This window comes from Streptomyces collinus (genome assembly GCF_031348265.1).
GTDB classification, from domain to species: domain Bacteria; phylum Actinomycetota; class Actinomycetes; order Streptomycetales; family Streptomycetaceae; genus Streptomyces; species Streptomyces collinus.
In genome coordinates this window covers 4,505,282-4,522,050 of record NZ_CP133771.1, presented here as the reverse complement: position 1 = coordinate 4,522,050, position 16,769 = coordinate 4,505,282, and the positions used below count along the sequence as shown (strand labels likewise).

At 71.1% G+C, this 16,769-nt stretch carries 13 protein-coding genes; 4 read left to right on the top strand and 9 right to left on the bottom strand.

The window, feature by feature from the left end; genetic code table 11:
* Window positions 1-8: 8 nt before the first annotated feature.
* Entirely contained in the window at window positions 9-806 is a 798-nt protein-coding gene (locus tag RFN52_RS20540) for a carbon-nitrogen family hydrolase (RefSeq protein WP_184560581.1), read from the bottom strand.
* A 181-nt stretch (window positions 807-987) separates the two neighbouring features.
* Between RFN52_RS20540 and RFN52_RS20535 the strand changes: the two genes are divergently transcribed.
* Both RFN52_RS20535 and RFN52_RS20530 read left to right on the top strand, forming a co-directional pair.
* Complete coding sequence (locus tag RFN52_RS20535; RefSeq protein WP_184848037.1) at window positions 988-1,812, top strand: maleylpyruvate isomerase family mycothiol-dependent enzyme; 825 nt, start codon at window positions 988-990, stop codon at window positions 1,810-1,812.
* 191 nt (window positions 1,813-2,003) lie between these two features.
* On the top strand, window positions 2,004-2,738 hold the full coding sequence (locus RFN52_RS20530) for an SAM-dependent methyltransferase (RefSeq protein ID WP_184848036.1): 735 nt from the start codon (window positions 2,004-2,006) through the stop codon (window positions 2,736-2,738).
* A 6-nt stretch (window positions 2,739-2,744) separates the two neighbouring features.
* Here the strand turns inward: RFN52_RS20530 and RFN52_RS20525 are convergent, their stop codons facing one another.
* A complete protein-coding gene (locus RFN52_RS20525) occupies window positions 2,745-4,040 on the bottom strand; it encodes an MFS transporter (protein ID WP_184848035.1) in 1,296 nt (431 codons plus the stop codon).
* A complete protein-coding gene (locus RFN52_RS20520; RefSeq protein ID WP_184848034.1) occupies window positions 4,037-4,687 on the bottom strand; it encodes a GntR family transcriptional regulator in 651 nt (216 codons plus the stop codon). The genes RFN52_RS20525 and RFN52_RS20520 overlap by 4 nt, the downstream gene beginning before the upstream one ends.
* A 208-nt stretch (window positions 4,688-4,895) precedes the next feature.
* On the opposite strand from RFN52_RS20520, the gene RFN52_RS20515 reads away from it, so the two are divergent.
* Window positions 4,896-5,795, top strand: coding sequence for a D-alanyl-D-alanine carboxypeptidase family protein (locus RFN52_RS20515; protein ID WP_184848033.1), 900 nt, complete (start codon window positions 4,896-4,898; stop codon window positions 5,793-5,795).
* Window positions 5,796-5,913: 118 nt separating this feature from the next.
* Here the strand turns inward: RFN52_RS20515 and RFN52_RS20510 are convergent, their stop codons facing one another.
* The 6 genes from RFN52_RS20510 to RFN52_RS20485 all read right to left on the bottom strand — a co-directional run bounded on the left by RFN52_RS20510 (window position 5,914) and on the right by RFN52_RS20485 (window position 14,759).
* Window positions 5,914-6,708 (bottom strand): twin-arginine translocation signal domain-containing protein, encoded by a 795-nt coding sequence (locus RFN52_RS20510; protein WP_184848032.1) that lies wholly within the window; start codon window positions 6,706-6,708, stop codon window positions 5,914-5,916.
* A gap of 57 nt (window positions 6,709-6,765) precedes the next feature.
* Window positions 6,766-9,000 carry a glycoside hydrolase domain-containing protein gene (locus RFN52_RS20505; RefSeq protein ID WP_184848031.1) on the bottom strand — a complete coding sequence of 745 codons (2,235 nt, stop codon included), beginning with the start codon at window positions 8,998-9,000 and terminating at the stop codon, window positions 6,766-6,768.
* Window positions 9,001-9,151: 151 nt separating this feature from the next.
* Window positions 9,152-10,588 (bottom strand): dihydrolipoamide acetyltransferase family protein, encoded by a 1,437-nt coding sequence (locus RFN52_RS20500; RefSeq protein ID WP_184848030.1) that lies wholly within the window; start codon window positions 10,586-10,588, stop codon window positions 9,152-9,154.
* 10 nt (window positions 10,589-10,598) lie between these two features.
* Entirely contained in the window at window positions 10,599-11,576 is a 978-nt protein-coding gene (locus RFN52_RS20495; RefSeq protein ID WP_062928023.1) for an alpha-ketoacid dehydrogenase subunit beta, read from the bottom strand.
* Between the two features lies 1 nt (window position 11,577).
* Window positions 11,578-12,768: a pyruvate dehydrogenase (acetyl-transferring) E1 component subunit alpha gene (gene pdhA, locus RFN52_RS20490; RefSeq protein ID WP_184848029.1), complete on the bottom strand. Its 1,191-nt coding sequence runs from the start codon at window positions 12,766-12,768 to the stop codon at window positions 11,578-11,580.
* 392 nt (window positions 12,769-13,160) lie between these two features.
* The gene (locus RFN52_RS20485; protein ID WP_184848028.1) at window positions 13,161-14,759 is read right to left on the bottom strand and encodes a protein kinase domain-containing protein; all 1,599 of its coding nucleotides are present in this window, start codon (window positions 14,757-14,759) and stop codon (window positions 13,161-13,163) included.
* Window positions 14,760-15,117: 358 nt separating this feature from the next.
* On the opposite strand from RFN52_RS20485, the gene RFN52_RS20480 reads away from it, so the two are divergent.
* The gene (locus RFN52_RS20480) at window positions 15,118-16,761 is read left to right on the top strand and encodes a protein kinase domain-containing protein (protein ID WP_184848027.1); all 1,644 of its coding nucleotides are present in this window, start codon (window positions 15,118-15,120) and stop codon (window positions 16,759-16,761) included.
* Window positions 16,762-16,769: the final 8 nt, after the last annotated feature.

Sequence of the window (16,769 nt, the reverse complement as noted above, 5' to 3'; positions counted from 1 at the left end):
GCCTGTTCTCAGGGCCGGCGAGGGGGCTGGAGGCCCAGCATCCGGTCCTTCAGGGCCGGGAACTGCTCCCGGGTCGCCGCGACCTTCCCCGGGTCGAACTCCACCGTGAGGACCTCCTCGCCGGCACCGGCCTGGGCCAGCACCTCGCCCCACGGGTCGACCACGATCGAGTGACCGGCCTGGGGAACTCCGGCGTGCGTCCCGGCCGTTGCGCAGGCGAGGAGGAACGACTGGTTCTCCACGGCCCGTGCCTGGGCCAGCAGCGTCCAGTGGGACCGGCGGCGCTCCGGCCAGCCCGCCGACACCACGAGCGTCTCGGCACCGGCGTCGACGAGACCGCGGTAGAGCTCGGGGAAGCGGAGGTCGTAGCAGGTGGACAGGCCCAGGGTCGTCTCGGGCAGACGCACCGTCACCAGCTCGGAGCCCGCACCCATCAGCACGGCCTCGCCCTTGTCGAAGCCGAAGCGGTGGATCTTGCGGTAGGCGGCGGCCAGATCGCCGGAAGGGGAGAAGACGAGGGAGGTGTTGTAGAGCGGCCCGTCAGGATCCCGCTCCGGAATGGAACCCGCGTGCAGCCACACGCCCGCGTCGCTCGCGGCCTTCGCCATCGCCTCGTACGTCGGTCCTTCGAGCGGCTCGGCCTCGCGCCCGAACTCCTCGTAGGCGAAGGCGCCCGTGGTCCACAGTTCCGGCAGGACGACGAGGTCGGCCCCGGCCTGCTCCCGGACCGTCGCCGCCACGCGTCGGCGGCGCGCTTCGACCGATTCGTCCTCGTTCACGGCGATCTGGATCACAGAGGCGCGCACACTACCACCGTCCTGGCATTCGAGCCGTCCACACGGGCCTACGATCGTCACACGAAAGCACTGCCGGGGTGCCTCACAGCAGCGTAACTTAGCTCGCAAGACGCCCGCCGACAGCCGCCACCTCCCACTGGCAACGCCGCCACCACCTGCCCGTGACCGAACCGCCGAGGGGTCCCGTTCCGTGAGTCTGCATCCCACCCTCCAGCCCTACGCCGACGCCTGGACCCACTCCATCGAAGCGATATCCGAGCTGCTCCAGCCGCTCGCGGAGGCCGAATGGAACCGGCGGACGCCGTGCCCCGGGTGGTCGGTGCGGGACGTGGTCTCCCATGTCATCGGTCTGGACTGCGAGATGCTCGGCGACCCGCGCCCCATCCACAGCCTGCCGCGCGACCTCTTCCACGTCACCAACGAGCACCAGCGCTACATGGAGATGCAGGTCGACGTCCGCCGCCACCACACGGCGCCGGAGATGACCTCCGAGCTGGAGTACGTGATCATCCGCCGCAACCGGCAGCTGCGCAACGAGTCGCGTGACCCGGGCACGAAGGTGCGCGGGCCGCTCGGCAGCGAGCTCACCCTGGGGGAGTCGATGCGGCGGCACGCGTTCGACGTGTGGGTGCACGAGCAGGACCTGCGCACGGCCCTCGGCCGGCCCGGCAACCTCGACTCCCCCGGCGCGCTGGTGGCCCGTGACGTGCTGCTCGGCGAACTCCCGCGCGTGGTGGCCGAGGACGCGCAGGCACCGCGCAGCTCGGCGATCGTCTTCGACGTGCACGGGCCCGTGGAGTTCCTGCGCACGATCCGCGTCGACATCCAGGGCCGCGGCACCCTGGAGACGGCCCCGGCCCTCGGCCCGGCCGCGACCCTCACCCTCGACTGGGAGACGTACGTCCGCCTGGCCTGCGGCCGCGTGACGCCGGAGGCGGTCTCCGACCGCCTGAAGACGGAGGGCGACCCGGAGCTGACAGCGGCGATCCTGAACAACTTCAAGGTGACGCAGTAGGGACGGCCAGGCCCCGCTGCGGGCCTGCGGCCGCCCCAGCTGCGGGCATGCGTGCCGCTGGGGGCGGCACCCGTCCCAAGGAGAGCGGCACCCCGCTACGCCGGGCTGCGGACCCACCCGCCTCCAGCACCAACGCCGAGCACCGAAAAACCCCGTGCCGCAGCCCCACAACCCCCGTAGCGTCCCCCGGCATGACCCCACCCCACCGCACCCGCCTCACGTTCCACGGCCCGCTGTCCGAGGCGAGGGCGGCCGACCTCGTACAGCGCCTCACCCGCCACCGCCCCACCACGGTCCTGGACATCGGCTGCGGCGCGGGCGAACTGATGCTCCGCGTCCTGGCCACCGCGCCGGAGGCGACCGGCACCGGCATCGACCTGGACGCCGACGACCTGGCCCGGGGACGCAAGGCCGCCGCTGACCGCGGACTGGCGTCCCGGGCCCGTTTCGTGGAGGAGTCCGCCACCGGAACCAGCCGGGGCCCCGCCGACCTCGTCCTGTGCGTGGGGTCGAGCCAGGCCCTCGGCGGCAGGCTCCCCGAGGCGCTCGGGGAACTGCGCCGCCTGGTCACCGACGGCGGCCGCGTCCTGCTCGGCGAGGGCTTCTGGCAGCGCACCCCCACCCCCGACGAGCTGTCCCGCATGTGGCCCGACGCCGCCCTGACGGACCACCCCGGCCTCGCGACGCTCATCGGCATGGCGATCGACGCCGGGTTCCGGCCGGAGTGGACGGAGACCGCGAGCCTCGACGAGTGGGAGCAGTTCGAGTCGGGGTACCTCGCGGACACCGAGGTGTGGCTCGCCGAGCACCCCCGTCACCCCCTGGCGGAGGAGACGCGGCAGCGCGTCGACCGGCACCGCGCCCGGTGGCTCACCTACCGCGGCATCCTCGGCCTCGCGTACCTCACCCTCGTACCGACCGCCTGACGGACGTCACACGGGCACGTGCACCGTCTCCACCCGGCTGGCCACCAGCCGCTCCCGTTCCCGCCGTGCCGCCTGCCTGCGCAGCCGCAGGATCTGGGAGACGCCGACGGCCTGGAGGACGAACACCACCGAGAAGGCCAGGGAGTAATCGTCGCCGGTGGCGTCCAGGAGCACGCCGATCGCGAACAGCGTGGTCATGGAGGCGACGAAGCCGCCCATGTTGGTGATGCCGGAGGCGGTGCCCTGCCGTTCTGGCGGGTTGGCCGGGCGGGCGAAGTCGAAGCCGATCATCGACGCGGGTCCGCAGGCCCCGAGCACCGTGCACAGGACGATCAGCAGCCACATGGGGGCGTGGGGGCCGGGGTAGGCGAGAGTCGCCGCCCACAGGGCCGCCGTCGTGCCGACCGCGCCGAGCGCGAGCGGCAGCCGCGCCCCGTGGTGCCGGGCGACGATCTGGCCGTAGACCAGGCCGACCAGCATGTTCGACAGGACGACGAGGGTGAGCAGTTCACCGGCCACCGCCCGGGACAGCCCCTGTGCCTCGACGAGGAACGGCAGGCCCCACAGCAGCAGGAACACCATCGCCGGGAACTGGGTGGTGAAGTGCACCCAGAGGCCGAGCCGCGTCCCGGGCTCGCGCCAGGAGGCGGCGATCTGCCGCCGTACGTAGGCCGCGCCCTGGTGCGGGAGGGGCTCCGGTTCGTGGCCCTCGGGGTGGTCCTTGAGGAACAGCAGCACCAGGACGAGCACCACGGCCCCGGCGGCCGCGCTGCCCGCGAACGCCGCCATCCAGCCGATGCCGTGCAGCAGCCGGGCCAGGACGAGCGTGGAGACCAGGTTGCCCGCCATGCCGACCAGTCCCGCGAACTGGGCGACCAGCGGCCCGCGGCGGGCCGGGAACCAGCGGCTGCCCAGGCGCAGCACGCTGATGAACGTCAGCGCGTCACCGCAGCCGAGCAGCGCCCGGGAGGCGAGCGCGGTGCCGTACGTGGGGGAGAAGGCGAAGCCCAGCTGTCCGGCCGTGAACAGCACCGCGCCGAGCGCCAGCACCTTCTTGGTGCCGAGCCGGTCGACCAGCAGGCCGACGGGGATCTGCATGCCCGCGTAGACCAGCAGCTGGAGGATGGAGAAGGTGGAGAGGGCGGAGGCGTTCACGTGGAAGCGGTCGGCGGCGTCGAGGCCGGCCACGCCCAGGGACGTGCGGAAGATGACCGCGACGAAGTAGACCGAGACGCCCGTGCCCCAGACGGCCAGGGCCCGGCGGCCGCCCGGCGGGTCCCCGGGTATCGCGACGGCGCTCATCGGACCTCCCCCCGGGCCAGGTGCGAGAACCAGCCGATGTGCCGGTGGACGAGGCCGACGGCCGTCTCCGCGTCGTTGGAGCGCAGCGCTTCGAGGATCTCCTCGTGCTCGGAGAGCGTCTTGGCGATGCGGTCCGGGTGGGAGTGCATGACGGCGACGCCCATCCGCAACTGGCGGTCGCGCAGCTGGTCGTAGAGACGGGAGAGGATCTCGTTGCCGCCGCTGCGGACGATCTCGGCGTGGAAGCAGCGGTCGGTGACGGCGGCCCCGGCGAGGTCCCCGGCGGCGGCCTGCTTCTTCTGCCGGGCCAGCAGCTCCTCCAGGCGCTCGATGAGCCCGGCCGGTGCGGGCACGGCCTTGCGCGCCGCGTGCTCCTCGACGAGCAGCCGCGTCTCGACGACGTCGGCGATCTCCTGCGCGGAGACGGGCAGGACGAGGGCGCCCTTCTTCGGGTAGAGCCGGATCAGCCCCTCGACCTCCAGCCGGAGCAGCGCCTCGCGGACCGGTGTGCGGGAGACGCCCACGGCTTCGGCGAGCTCGCCCTCGGTGAGGAGGGTGCCGCCCTCGTAGCTGCGCTCCAGGACGCCCTGTTTGACATGGGCGTAGACGCGGTCGGCGGCGGGCGGTTGCTTCACGGCCAAGGTCATGCCGACAGCATAGATACAACAGGTACGCATGAAGGGATACGTCCAGTATGCGGACTTGTATGTCACACATCTGTGGCAAAGCGGGGGTCCCGCCCGGCAACAGCGCAACTTCGTGTGCTAGTTACAAGTCAGACACGTGCGGCCCCTTTCCCCTCGTCCTCAACTCGGCCGCATCGTTGGGGCATTCGATGTAATCGGGGTACTTCACTTGATAACCGGCATTCAGGGCACCCGTCTCCGCAGAGCAGCGGCTGTCGCCGTGACCACCGGCGCCATGCTCGCGACCGGTGCCCTCACCGTCGCGCCGGCGCAGGCCGCCTCGGCGCCGTCCATCGCCGCCAAGGGCGGCTACGTGATGAACAACGCGACCGGCAAGTCGCTCTACACCAAGGCGGCCGACACCCGCCGCTCGACCGGCTCGACCACCAAGATCATGACGGCACTGGTGGTGCTGAAGCAGTCGAACCTCAACATGGACAGCAAGGTCACGATCCAGAAGGCGTACAGCGAGTACATCGTCGACAACAACTACGCGTCCAACGCGAAGCTGATCGTCGGCGACAAGGTCACCGTCCGCCAGCTGCTGTACGGGTTGATGCTGCCGTCCGGCTGTGACGCCGCGTACGCGCTCGCCGACAAGTTCGGTTCGGGCTCGACGCGCGCCGCGCGCGTGAAGTCGTTCATCGGCAAGATGAACACCACCGCCAAGAACCTGGGTCTGAAGAACACCCACTTCGACTCGTTCGACGGCATCGGCCACGGCGCCAACTACTCCACGCCGCGCGACCTGACCAAGCTGGCCAGCGCCGCGATGAAGAACTCCACGTTCCGCACGGTCGTCAAGACGAAGAAGTACACGGCGAAGACGACCACCAAGACCGGCGGCACGCGGACGATGAAGCCGTGGGAGAACACCAACCCGCTGCTCAGCAGCTACAGCGGCGCGATCGGCGTGAAGACCGGCTCCGGCCCGGAGGCCAAGTACTGCCTGGTCTTCGCCGCCACCCGCAACGGCAAGACGGTCATCGGCACGGTCCTCGCCTCGACCGGCCCGGACGCTCGCAAGGCGGACGCCACGAAGCTGCTCAACTACGGCTTCACCAGGTAGGACACACGCAGGGACGACCGAGGGGGCTCCGCCGCGCACCGCGGTGAAGCCCCCTTTGTCGTGCGGCTCTCACACGGCCGTCAGGCCAGGCCGCTTGTCGTGCGACTCCACACGGCCGTCAGGCCAGGCTGCGCTGACGGCGCTCCAGTGCCCGGGCCGCCTTGCGCCGGCCGCCCGACAGCACGTTCACCGCGGAGCCCGCACCGGCGCCCGGCTCCAGCTGCCAGCCGCGGATCCGCGCCGCGACCCGGACCAGCCTCTTGTCACCGGGCCGCACGTCGACGCTGAACAGCGACTCGTCGGGCGTACGGTCGTCGCCGCCCCAGCGGACCACGCCGTCGAGCTCGGCGAGGATGTCGCGGATCACGACCTCCTGCTGCGGGAAGAAGCCGCCCCGGACGCCGCGCGGGTAGAAGCCGGGCCGGATCCGCACGGCCGTGCCGGACGCCAGATTGGACTCGGGCCTCCTCCTGGCGAGAGCGGCGGGATCGTGCCAGCCCACGACGTCGCCCCGGCGCAGCGGGTCGACCTCGTAGTGGAACCTGCGCACCAGGTGGACGAGGACGGTCTCCACATCGCCCATCCGCACGGCGACGCCCTTGAGCGGGGTGCCGGGGACGGGGCGGGTGTAGACGGTGCCGCCGTCGTCGGAGACGTTCTCCATCTCCCAGCCGTTGGGGGAGCGCGAGCCCGCCAGCACGCGCCGGGTCCGGTCCTGCGCGCTGCGCAGGGCGTCCCGTACGCGGGCCGGTATGGGGTTGTTCGCGTCGGCGTACGCCTGGGACAGGACATGGGACAAAGGCAGGGCCGCGACGCCCACGGCACCGCCGACGGCGGCGACCCGGCCGAGCAGCGCACGGCGGGACAGGACGCGGCGGTGCCCGGCGCCGGACGCCGGTGATCTGCGGGGCATGCGGGGGAGGTTGAGCTTCAACGGAGTCTCTTCCTGAAGTTCTCTGCGCACACGCGCTCAGGCGTTGCGGAGGATGCTGTTGTACTTCTCGAAGATCTGGTAGACGGCCAGGCTCTGGTGCGTCTGGGACTCCACGTCGGGGTCCCAGGCCCGGTAGCGGCGCAGGAGTTCGGTGATCTCGAACTCGGCGAGGTCGAGGCGCATGGACCGCGGGGTCGTGACGCGGTCGCCGGGGGGCAGTTGGCCGCCGGGCCTGCCCCGGGTGCCCCACAGATGGATCAGGGCCGCGGTGCGCACACTGAACGCGTTGTCCTTGTTCAGCCGCTGCCACACGGTCCACAGGTCGGCGTCCTTGGCCGGGTCGCGGTGGTCACCGGTGGCGAAGCCCCAGCCGATGCAGTGGTTCCAGGCCTGGATGGCGTCGCCCGCGCTGATCTCGCCGATGCCGGTGTGCGAGTCCCGCACGGAGCCGGAGCCCGTGAGGTGGTGGTCGGCGACCTGCTGGTCGGTGGCCTGGTCGGCGAGGCCGTAGTCGCGCAGAGCCCAGTACAGGACCGTCTGGATCAGCGCCTTGCGCATCGTGTACGTCGTCGACAGCTCGGTGATCAGCCCGTCCTGCTCCTGGATCGCCGCGACCGCCTGCGCGTTGGTGTACAGCCGCGCGTCGCTGCCGATGCCGCCCCCGTCCGGGCGCCCGATCGACCGCATGTAGCGCGAGAGGTCGGCCCGCAGCGCCGGCACCTGGCGCGCGTCGAAGGCGACGTCCGGGACGGCGGGCCGCGGCGGGTCGAACGAGCCCTGCCCGGTGTCCCGCCCCGAGGCGATGTCGGCGTCGATCTCCAGCTGCCCGTCACCGGAGCCGAGGGTGCGGATGACGAACTGGTCGTAGGCCCAGTCCGCGGGCAGCGGATGCCCGGCGTTGCCCTCGAAACCCGGAGACATGCCGGCGACGAAACTCGCGGTCGAGTATCCGGCCGCGCCGACCCGCGCGCAGACGTTGCGGGAGCCGTAGACGCCGATCTCGTACGGGTGGCCGGAGTCCGCCATCGCCTCCTTGACGCCCTTGAAGTGGGGCAGGACGCTCGCGGTGATCTCGGCGTCGATCGCATCGAAGTCGACGGCGAAGAAGATCCGGGTACCCCGGCGGAAGCCGTGGTCGCGGGCGGCGTTGACCGCCGCGTACCCGGCGGTCCGCCCGGCGACGTAATCGAAGTCCGAGGCGTCGTTGTTGACGGTCTGGTAGATCGGGAAGCAGCGCAGGCCCTGCTGGGCGATGGTGGCGAGCTCGCCCGGCTGGATGGCCTTCTCCGGCAGGGAGGTGGCGCTCGGGTTGGTGAGGTAGCGGCCGACGTACGCGATCCCGGCCGCCTTGAGCGACGCGGCCCGGGCCGGGGTGACCTTCGCGATGGTGTCGCAGGCCTTGGCGGGGCGGGACTGGTCGCCGAAGGACGCGAGCAGGGAGGCGAAGGTGGCGAAGTCGCCCTCGCCCGTGGCCGGGAGCGCGACGAAGGTCTGGAAGGCCCGGACGGCGGCGGCGAGGGAGGAGTCGAAGGTGTCGGTGAGGGCCGTGGGCCGCCGGTTGACGACCATCCCGGCGGAGAACAGCTGGACGAAGACGCCCGTGTCGCCCTGTTTCACGGGGTGCGACCTGAGACCGGACTGGGTACCCGGCCCGAAGTTGCCGTTGGCGGTGCCGTCCGCCATGCCCAGCTCGTACTGCACGGCGAAGAGCAGTGCCTTGAGCGTGCTCTTGGACGCCAGCCCGTCGCAGGCGATGACGTAGAAGTCCTGCCGCTTGAGGTAGCGGCCGTTGAGCCACTGCTGGACGGTCCTGGCCTGTCCGCTGCCGGAGGCGCCGGGGACGTAGGAGTCCATCGTCAGCAGAGCCTTGAAGACCTTGGGCGTCAAGGCGCTTCCGGGGAAGGCCTGTTCGATGCCCATGTCGGTCTTGAGCCGGGCGACGGCTGCCTGCACCCGTGTGCCGTAGGTGCCGTCGAGGTCGCCGCCGTCGTAGCCCTTGCAGGCGAGGCCGGCCTGGATGATGCGGCAGAAGTCCGGCGAGGGGACGGTGTCCGCGTCCAGCTCGGGGTACTTCGCCGTCAGGGTGCTGAGCGTGGTGGGGCCGAAGCTGTCGGAGAGGGCGGTGATGCCCAGCTCGTACTGCAGGGCACGGGTCAGGGCGTACAGGGTCGGCCAGCCGGCCTCGCCGGTCTCCTGCACCGTCGTGCCGGTACGGCTGCCGTACACGGAGTTGACGAATTTCTGGGCCCTGAGAACCATCGGGTCGCGCATGAAAGTTGATCGTATGTCCGGCTAAACCGCTTACTGTGGGGTACTTGGGCGGGTCTGACGCGCTTCTTGTGCTCTGCGGCGCACGTCCGGTCAACCTCCGGAAACGCCGGCGGCCCCCCGCCCGGGTGGGCAGGGGGCCGCCGGCTTCGGCTCACGCCCAGGTGATGAGGCGCTTCGGCTGCTCCAGGATCGCCGCCACGTCGGCCAGGACCTTCGAACCCAGCTCGCCGTCGACCAGGCGGTGGTCGAACGACAGCGCCAGGGTGGTGACCTGACGGGGCTTCACCTTGCCCTTGTGGACCCACGGCTGCGGCTTGATCGCCCCGACCGCGAGGATCGCGGACTCGCCCGGGTTCAGGATCGGCGTGCCCGTGTCGACGCCGAAGACGCCGACGTTGGTGATCGTCACCGTGCCGCCTTGCATGGCCGCCGGGGACGTCTTGCCGTCCCGGGCCGTCGACACCAGCTCGCCCAGCGACTCGGCCAGCTGCGGCAGGGTCTTGGCCTGGGCGTCCTTAATGTTCGGCACAATCAGGCCGCGCGGGGTCGCGGCCGCGATGCCCAGGTTCACGTAGTGCTTGACCACGATCTCCTGGGCGGCCTCGTCCCAGGACGCGTTGACGTCCGGGTTGCGGCGGATCGCGACGAGCAGCGCCTTCGCGATCAGCAGCAGGGGGTTCACACGCAGGCCCGTGAACTCCTTGTCCGCCTTCAGCTCCTCGACCAGCTTCATCGTGCGCGTCACGTCGACCGTCACGAACTCCGTGACGTGCGGCGCCGTGAACGCCGAGCCGACCATCGCCGCCGCCGTCGCCTTGCGGACGCCCTTGACCGGGATGCGGGTCTCGCGCGCGGTGTCGTAGGACGCCGGAGCCTGGACGGCTGCCGGGGCGGGCGCGACCTGCGGCTCGGTGACCACCGGGACGGCGGCGGCGACCGCCGCGTGCACGTCCTCGCGGGTGATGATGCCGTCCGGGCCGGTCGGGACGACCGTCGTCAGGTCGACGCCCAGGTCCTTGGCCAGCTTGCGGACGGGAGGCTTGGCCAGCGGGCGTTCCGTGCCGGCCGGCGCCGCCGTGGCGGCGGCTTCGGGCGCTGCCGGGGCCACGGGCGCGTGGCCGTTCAGCTCCGTCTGGATCGCCGTCGAGGCCTGCTGGACCGGGACCTCCGGGCCCTTGCGGGGGCGGCGGCGGGTGGACGAGGTCGCCACCCCGTAGCCCACCAGCACCGGCTGGCGTCCCGAGCCCGCCGCCTTCGGCTCCTCGGCGGGCGCGGCCGCCGCGGGCCGCACGGCGGCGGGCTGCTCCGCGGCCGGTGCGGCACTGCCGCCGCCCACGTCCACCGAGATGATCGCCGTGCCCACGTCGACCGTGGTGCCCTCGGGGAAGTGCAGGTCCCGGACCACGCCGTCGTACGGGATGGGCAGCTCGACGGCCGCCTTCGCCGTCTCGACCTCGCAGACCACCTGGCCGTCGGTGACCGTGTCACCGGGCTGGACGTACCACTTGAGGATCTCGGCCTCGGTGAGTCCCTCGCCCACGTCGGGCATCTTGAACTCGCGCACGGACGCTTCCGTCATCGTCGTCACGACCCTCTCCTCAGTACGCCAGCGAGCGGTCGACGGCGTCCAGTACCCGGTCCAGGTTCGGCAGGTACTCCTCCTCCAGGCGGGCCGGCGGGTACGGGGCGTGGTAGCCGCCGACCCGGAGCACCGGGGCCTCCAGGTGGTAGAAGCAGCGTTCCGTGATCCGGGCGGCGATCTCCGCACCCGACCCGAAGAACACCGGGGCCTCGTGGACGACGACCAGACGGCGCGTCTTCTCCACCGAGGCCTGGATCGAGTCGAAGTCGAGCGGGGAGACCGAGCGCAGGTCCAGGACCTCCAGGTTCTTGCCCTCCTCGGCGGCCGCGTCCGCGACCTCCTGGCAGAGCTTCACCATCGGGCCGTAGGCGGCCAGGGTGAGGTCGGTGCCCTCGCGGACCACCTGGGCCTTGTGCAGCGGGCCCGGGATCGCCTCCGCGTTGACCTCGCCCTTGTCCCAGTAGCGGCGCTTGGGCTCGAAGAAGATCACCGGGTCGTCGCTCTGGATGGCCTGCTGCATCATCCAGTAGGCGTCCGACGCGTTCGACGGGCTGACGATCTTCAGGCCCGCCACGTGCGCGAAGAGCGCCTCGGGGGACTCGGAGTGGTGTTCCACCGCGCCGATGCCGCCGCCGTACGGGATGCGCACGACGACCGGGAGCTTGACCTTGCCCAGCGAGCGGGCGTGCATCTTCGCGAGCTGCGTGACGATCTGGTCGTACGCCGGGAAGACGAAGCCGTCGAACTGGATCTCCACCACCGGGCGGTAGCCGCGCAGGGCCAGGCCGATCGCCGTGCCGACGATGCCCGACTCGGCGAGCGGGGTGTCGATGACGCGGCTCTCGCCGAAGTCCTTCTGCAGGCCGTCCGTCACACGGAAGACGCCGCCGAGCTTGCCGACGTCCTCACCCATGATCAGGACCTTGGGGTCGGACTCCAGAGCGCGGCGCAGCGACTCGTTGATCGCCTTGGCCAGTGCCATCTTGTCGGCCATCTCAGTTACCCCCCTCGTCGGCGAACGACGCCTGGTACGCGGCGAACTGGGCGCGCTCCTCGTCGACGAGCGCGTGTCCGTCCGCGTAGGCGTTCTCGAAGATCGCGAAGTGGTCCGGGTCCGGCATGGCACGGACCGCCTCGCGCACTCGTTTGCCCAACGCCTCGGACTCGGCCTCCAGTTCCTCGAAGAATCCCTCGTCCGCGTGGTTTGAGGCCTCCAGGTACCGGCGAAGCCGCAGGATCGGGTCCTTGGCCTCCCAGGCCTGGCGCTCCTCGTCGCCCCGGTAGCGGGTCGGGTCGTCGGAGGTGGTGTGGGCGCCCATGCGGTAGGTGAACGCCTCGACGAGGGTCGGGCCCTCGCCGCTGCGGGCCCGCTCCAGGGCCCACCGGGTGACCGCGAGGACGCCGAGCACGTCGTTGCCGTCCACCCGGACGCCCGGGAAGCCGAAGCCCTGGGCGCGCTGGTAGATCGGCACGCGGGACTGCTTCTCGGTCGGCTCGGAGATGGCCCACTGGTTGTTCTGGCAGAAGAACACGACCGGGGCGTTGTAGACCGCGGAGAAGGTGAACGATTCGGCCACGTCGCCCTGGCTGGAGGCTCCGTCACCGAAGTAGGCGATCACCGCGCTGTCGGCGCCGTCCTTGGCGACGCCCATCGCGTAGCCGGTGGCGTGCAGCGTCTGGGAGCCGATGACGATCGTGTACAGCTGGAAGTTGTTGCTGTTGGGATCCCAGCCGCCGTTGTTCACACCGCGGAACATCCCGAGCAGGTTGGCCGGGTCGACGCCGCGGCACCAGGCCACGCCGTGCTCGCGGTAGGTCGGGAAGACGTAGTCGTCCTCCCGGGTGGCCCGGCCGGACCCGATCTGGGCGGCCTCCTGGCCGAGCAGCGACGCCCACAGGCCCAGCTCGCCCTGGCGCTGCAGGGAGGTGGCCTCGGCGTCGAAGCGGCGGGTGAGCACCATGTCGCGGTAGAGGCCGCGGAGCTCTTCCGGAGTGATACCGGCGACGTACTTGTCGTACTCGGCGTTCTTGACGCGCTTGCCCTCGGGCGTCAGCAGCTGCACGAGCTGGGGCTCGGTGCCGGCGTCCTTCTTGGCGGTCGTGCGGGTGCGCTTGGTGCCGGTGGTGCCGGCCTTGCTTCCGGCGCTGCGTCGCGGTGTGCGCGCGGCAGTGCTCTCCACGGTCACGTGTGCTCCTCCGTCGGTCCGGCCCCCGGGGTTGCCGGTAGGCCAGTGCGGCTCACCTGTTCTCGGCCCACGGGACACGGGGTGGGTGCCACTCGGCCGGGAACAGGCGTGACAGGTGCCCCGGCGAGCGCCCTGCAGAAAGCACGTTACCCAGTGCGCCACATTTCTGTGAAACCCCTTCTGACCTGCGATTTTGCTTGGATATCCAAGTAAATCGGGAAGGCCGTGAAGGGTCCCTGGTCACAGCCTTGCAGGAGGCCGGAGCAACCGCACGTTAACCCGGTGACCCAGGTCACGGGAAGACTCCACTTTTCGGCGCGCCCAAAACGGCAGGCGCGCGCGGGCCCCGTTCCCGGGCCCCACGCGCGCGTGGATCGTGCGTTTCTTACCTGTCAGCTGCCGCCTTCGCCGCCACCCGCGCCGCCGACGACGCCCTCCGTGGTGCCGCCGTCGACACCGCCGGTGTCGTCGGTCGGGGTGCCGGGGTCCGTCGGCTCCTCCTCCGTGGGCTCGCCGGTCGGCTCCGCGCTGGTCGGCTCGCCCGTCGGCTCGCCGGTGGGCGACTCGGGAGCGCTCTGCGACGGCGTGTAGGAGGGCGAGTACGACGGCGTCCAGTTGCCGTTGCCCGAGCCGGTACCGGTGCCGTCGTCCGTGCTCGTGTCGGTCGGCGCGCCGGTGTCGTCGTCGCTCGGGGTCTCGCTGGGCGTCTTCTTCTCGGTCGTCTGCGAGGTGGTCGGCTTCTGCTCCTTGCTCGGGTCGTCCTTGCCGCCGCCGGTGTTCTGCAGCGCCAGGGCGACACCCGCGGCGATGGCGATCACCGCGAGCACCGCGAGGATCCAGAGCTTGCCGCGGCCGCTGCCCTTGTTGCCGTGGCCCTCGAAGCCGCCGTCGTCCCCGCCGCCGTAGCCGCCGGGCAGGATCGGCGAGGGGATCTGCGTGGTGCCGGAGGCGTCCCCGGTGTGGCCCATCACGGCCGTCGCGCCGGCGAAGCCGCCGGACGGGGTGTGCCGGCCCTCGTGCATGTCGACCGGCCCGGTGTTCCAGGTGCCGGTGTGGCCGCCCTGGTCGTAGAGCATCTGGAGCGCGTACTGGACCAGCCCGCGCATCTCCTCGGCCGTCTGGAAGCGGTCGTCGGGCTCCTTGGCGAGGGAGCGCATGACCAGGCCGTCCAGCTCCGGCGGGCAGGCGTCGGACGCCTCGGACGGAGGCGTCGGGATGTCCTGGACGTGCTGGTAGACCACGGACAGCGGGGTCTCGCCGGTGAAGGGCGGGCGCAGCGAGAGGAGTTCGTAGAGCAGGCAGCCCGTCGCGTACAGGTCGGAGCGGTGGTCGACGGCCTTGCCGAGCGCCTGCTCGGGGGAGAGGTACTGCGGGGTGCCCATGACCATGCCGGTCTGCGTCATCGTCGTGGACGCGCCGTGCAGGGCCCGGGCGATGCCGAAGTCCATCACCTTCACGGCGCCGTTGTGCGTGATGATGACGTTGGCGGGCTTGATGTCGCGGTGCACGATGCCGTGCTGGTGCGAGTAGGCGAGCGCCTCCAGGACGCCCGAGACGATGATCAGCGCCTGCTCGGGGCCGGGGGCCTCCGCGTTCAGCAGCAGGTCGCGGATGGTGCGGCCCTCGACGATCTCCATGACGATGTACGGCACGGACTGGCCGCCGACGAAGTCCTCGCCGGAGTCGTACACGGCGACGATCGAGTGGTGGTTGAGACCGGCCACCGACTGGGCCTCGCGCGTGAACCGCGCCTTGGACACCGGGTCCTCGGCGAGGTCGGAGCGGAGCAGCTTGACCGCGACGGTGCGTCCGAGACGGACGTCCTCGGCTGCGAACACCTCGGCCATGCCGCCCCGGCCGAGTCTGCGGGTCAGCCGGTACCGGCCGTCCCCGACCAACCCGCCGTTACCCCAGAGCTCCGGCGCGTCCGACATGCCGCCGCCAGACGCCTCGGGGTCGGACGGGCCCTGAGCGGCCTGCTGCTGTGCCATCAGTCCTCGCCGTCGTTTCTGCCCGCGGTGCGCGCGGTGTTGTTACGGTCTCCGTCGGCCACGCTACAGCCTCCGCGCAAGCCTCCGGCCCGAGAAGGGGTGCCGGGACCGGCACCAGACGGACCGGCCATGAAACCTTCACTCCGTACTCTCGTGCAAATTCTGTGTCCCGCCCGTACGCCCCCTGTAACGCTTGCGCGACTCTTCTTTCGCGTACGGTCACGGAACGGGCACCGAGCTTGACGTGTCGGTGCCCTGGGGCAGACTTGGCCGGGAATGGCGGTTTGGATCAACGACGGTTCAACGACGGATCAGCGGCAGTCGGCGGCGTCCGCAGGGGCTACGGGGGACGGGGAACATGAGCCAGGACGGCGCACAGGGCCAGCACACGGGGCGGGCGCTCGCCAGCGGCCGCTATCAGCTGCGTGACCTCCTCGGCCAGGGCGGCATGGCCTCGGTGCACCTCGCGTACGACAGCGTGCTCGACCGGCAGGTCGCGATCAAGACACTTCACACGGATCTCGGTCGGGAACAAGCCTTCCGCGAACGGTTCCGCCGCGAGGCCCAGTCCGTGGCCAAGCTCACGCACACCAACATCGTCTCGGTCTTCGACACCGGCGAGGACACCCTCGACGGCATGACGACGCCGTACATCGTCATGGAGTACGTCGAGGGCCGCCCGCTCGGCTCGGTCCTCGACGAGGACGTGCGGCAGCAGGGCGCGATGCCCGCCGACAAGGCGCTGAAGATCACCGCGGACGTGCTGGCAGCGCTGGAGATCAGCCACGAGATGGGCCTGGTCCACCGGGACATCAAGCCGGGCAACGTGATGATGACCAAGCGCGCCGTGGTCAAGGTCATGGACTTCGGCATCGCCCGCGCCATGCAGTCCGGCGTGACGTCGATGACGCAGACCGGCATGGTCGTCGGAACCCCGCAGTACCTGTCGCCGGAACAGGCCCTCGGCCGCGGGGTGGACGCCCGCTCCGACCTGTACTCGGTCGGCATCATGCTGTTCCAGCTGGTGACCGGGCGGCTGCCGTTCGAGGCGGACTCGCCGCTGGCCATCGCGTACGCGCACGTGCAGGAGGAGCCGCCGGTTCCGTCCTCGATCAACCGCGCGCTGCCCCCGGCCGTGGACGCGCTGATCGCCCGGGCGCTGAAGAAGAATCCGAACGAGCGCTTCCCCAGCGCCGAGGCCATGCGCGACGAGTGCCTGCGGGTGGCGGCGTCCGTCCAGGCCGCGCCGCCGAGCATCGTCCCGGGCACGCAGGCCCCGAGCGGCGCGGGCGTCGGCTCGGCCGTGTTCCCGCCGGTCGACCAGGCGACCCCGGCGCCCTCGGGCCAGGTGCAGACGCCGTACCAGCCGACCCCGCCCCCGAACCCCTACGGCACGCCCGCACCGACGGGACCGTCCCCGGCGTACGGCTATCCGCAGCAGGGCGGCTACCCGACGCCGTCCCCGGCGGGCTACTCCCCGCAGCAGGCCCCCCCGACTCCGCCGCCGTACAACCTGACGCCCCAGACCGCGGTGGCCCCCTCCGGCGGCGGCAGGAACAACAAGCCGGTCATCATCGGCGCGGTGATCGTCTCCGTCCTCGCGGTCGGCGGCCTCGTCACCGCGCTGCTGCTGAACGGCGGCGGCGAGGACCCCCAGGGCGGCGGCAGCAGCGCGAGTGCGTCGGCCTCGGCGGAGAAGAAGCCCGGCTACCGCGGGCCGGACACCGCGAAGACGATCGACACCGAGGAGTGCACGGAGCCGCGGGAGTCGTACAACGACCCCGACAAGATCCGGATCCCGGACTTCCAGTTCAAGAACATCAAGTCGGTCAAGGCCTGTCTCCAGGCGGCGGGCTGGGAACTGGACGAGAAGAAGGTCGACGAGAACACCTACGGCGACGGCACGGTCATGAACCAGTTCCCGTCCGCCGACACCGATGTCGACCCGGAGGACATGCCGGAGATCGAGCTCAGCGTCTCCACGGGCAACCCGCCCTCCTGACGGGTCCG

What these genes read in the sequence shown, in the direction of transcription:
- RFN52_RS20530 (WP_184848036.1), top strand. Translation starts at nt 2,004, where the DNA reads ATGACCCCACCCCACCGCACCCGCCTCACGTTCCACGGCCCGCTGTCC.
- RFN52_RS20525 (WP_184848035.1), bottom strand. Translation starts at nt 4,040, where the DNA reads ATGAGCGCCGTCGCGATACCCGGGGACCCGCCGGGCGGCCGCCGGGCC.
- RFN52_RS20520 (WP_184848034.1), bottom strand. Translation starts at nt 4,687, where the DNA reads ATGACCTTGGCCGTGAAGCAACCGCCCGCCGCCGACCGCGTCTACGCC.
- RFN52_RS20510 (WP_184848032.1), bottom strand. Translation starts at nt 6,708, where the DNA reads ATGCCCCGCAGATCACCGGCGTCCGGCGCCGGGCACCGCCGCGTCCTG.
- RFN52_RS20505 (WP_184848031.1), bottom strand. Translation starts at nt 9,000, where the DNA reads ATGCGCGACCCGATGGTTCTCAGGGCCCAGAAATTCGTCAACTCCGTG.
- RFN52_RS20495 (WP_062928023.1), bottom strand. Translation starts at nt 11,576, where the DNA reads ATGGCCGACAAGATGGCACTGGCCAAGGCGATCAACGAGTCGCTGCGC.
- RFN52_RS20485 (WP_184848028.1), bottom strand. Translation starts at nt 14,759, where the DNA reads ATGGCACAGCAGCAGGCCGCTCAGGGCCCGTCCGACCCCGAGGCGTCT.
- RFN52_RS20480 (WP_184848027.1), top strand. Translation starts at nt 15,118, where the DNA reads ATGAGCCAGGACGGCGCACAGGGCCAGCACACGGGGCGGGCGCTCGCC.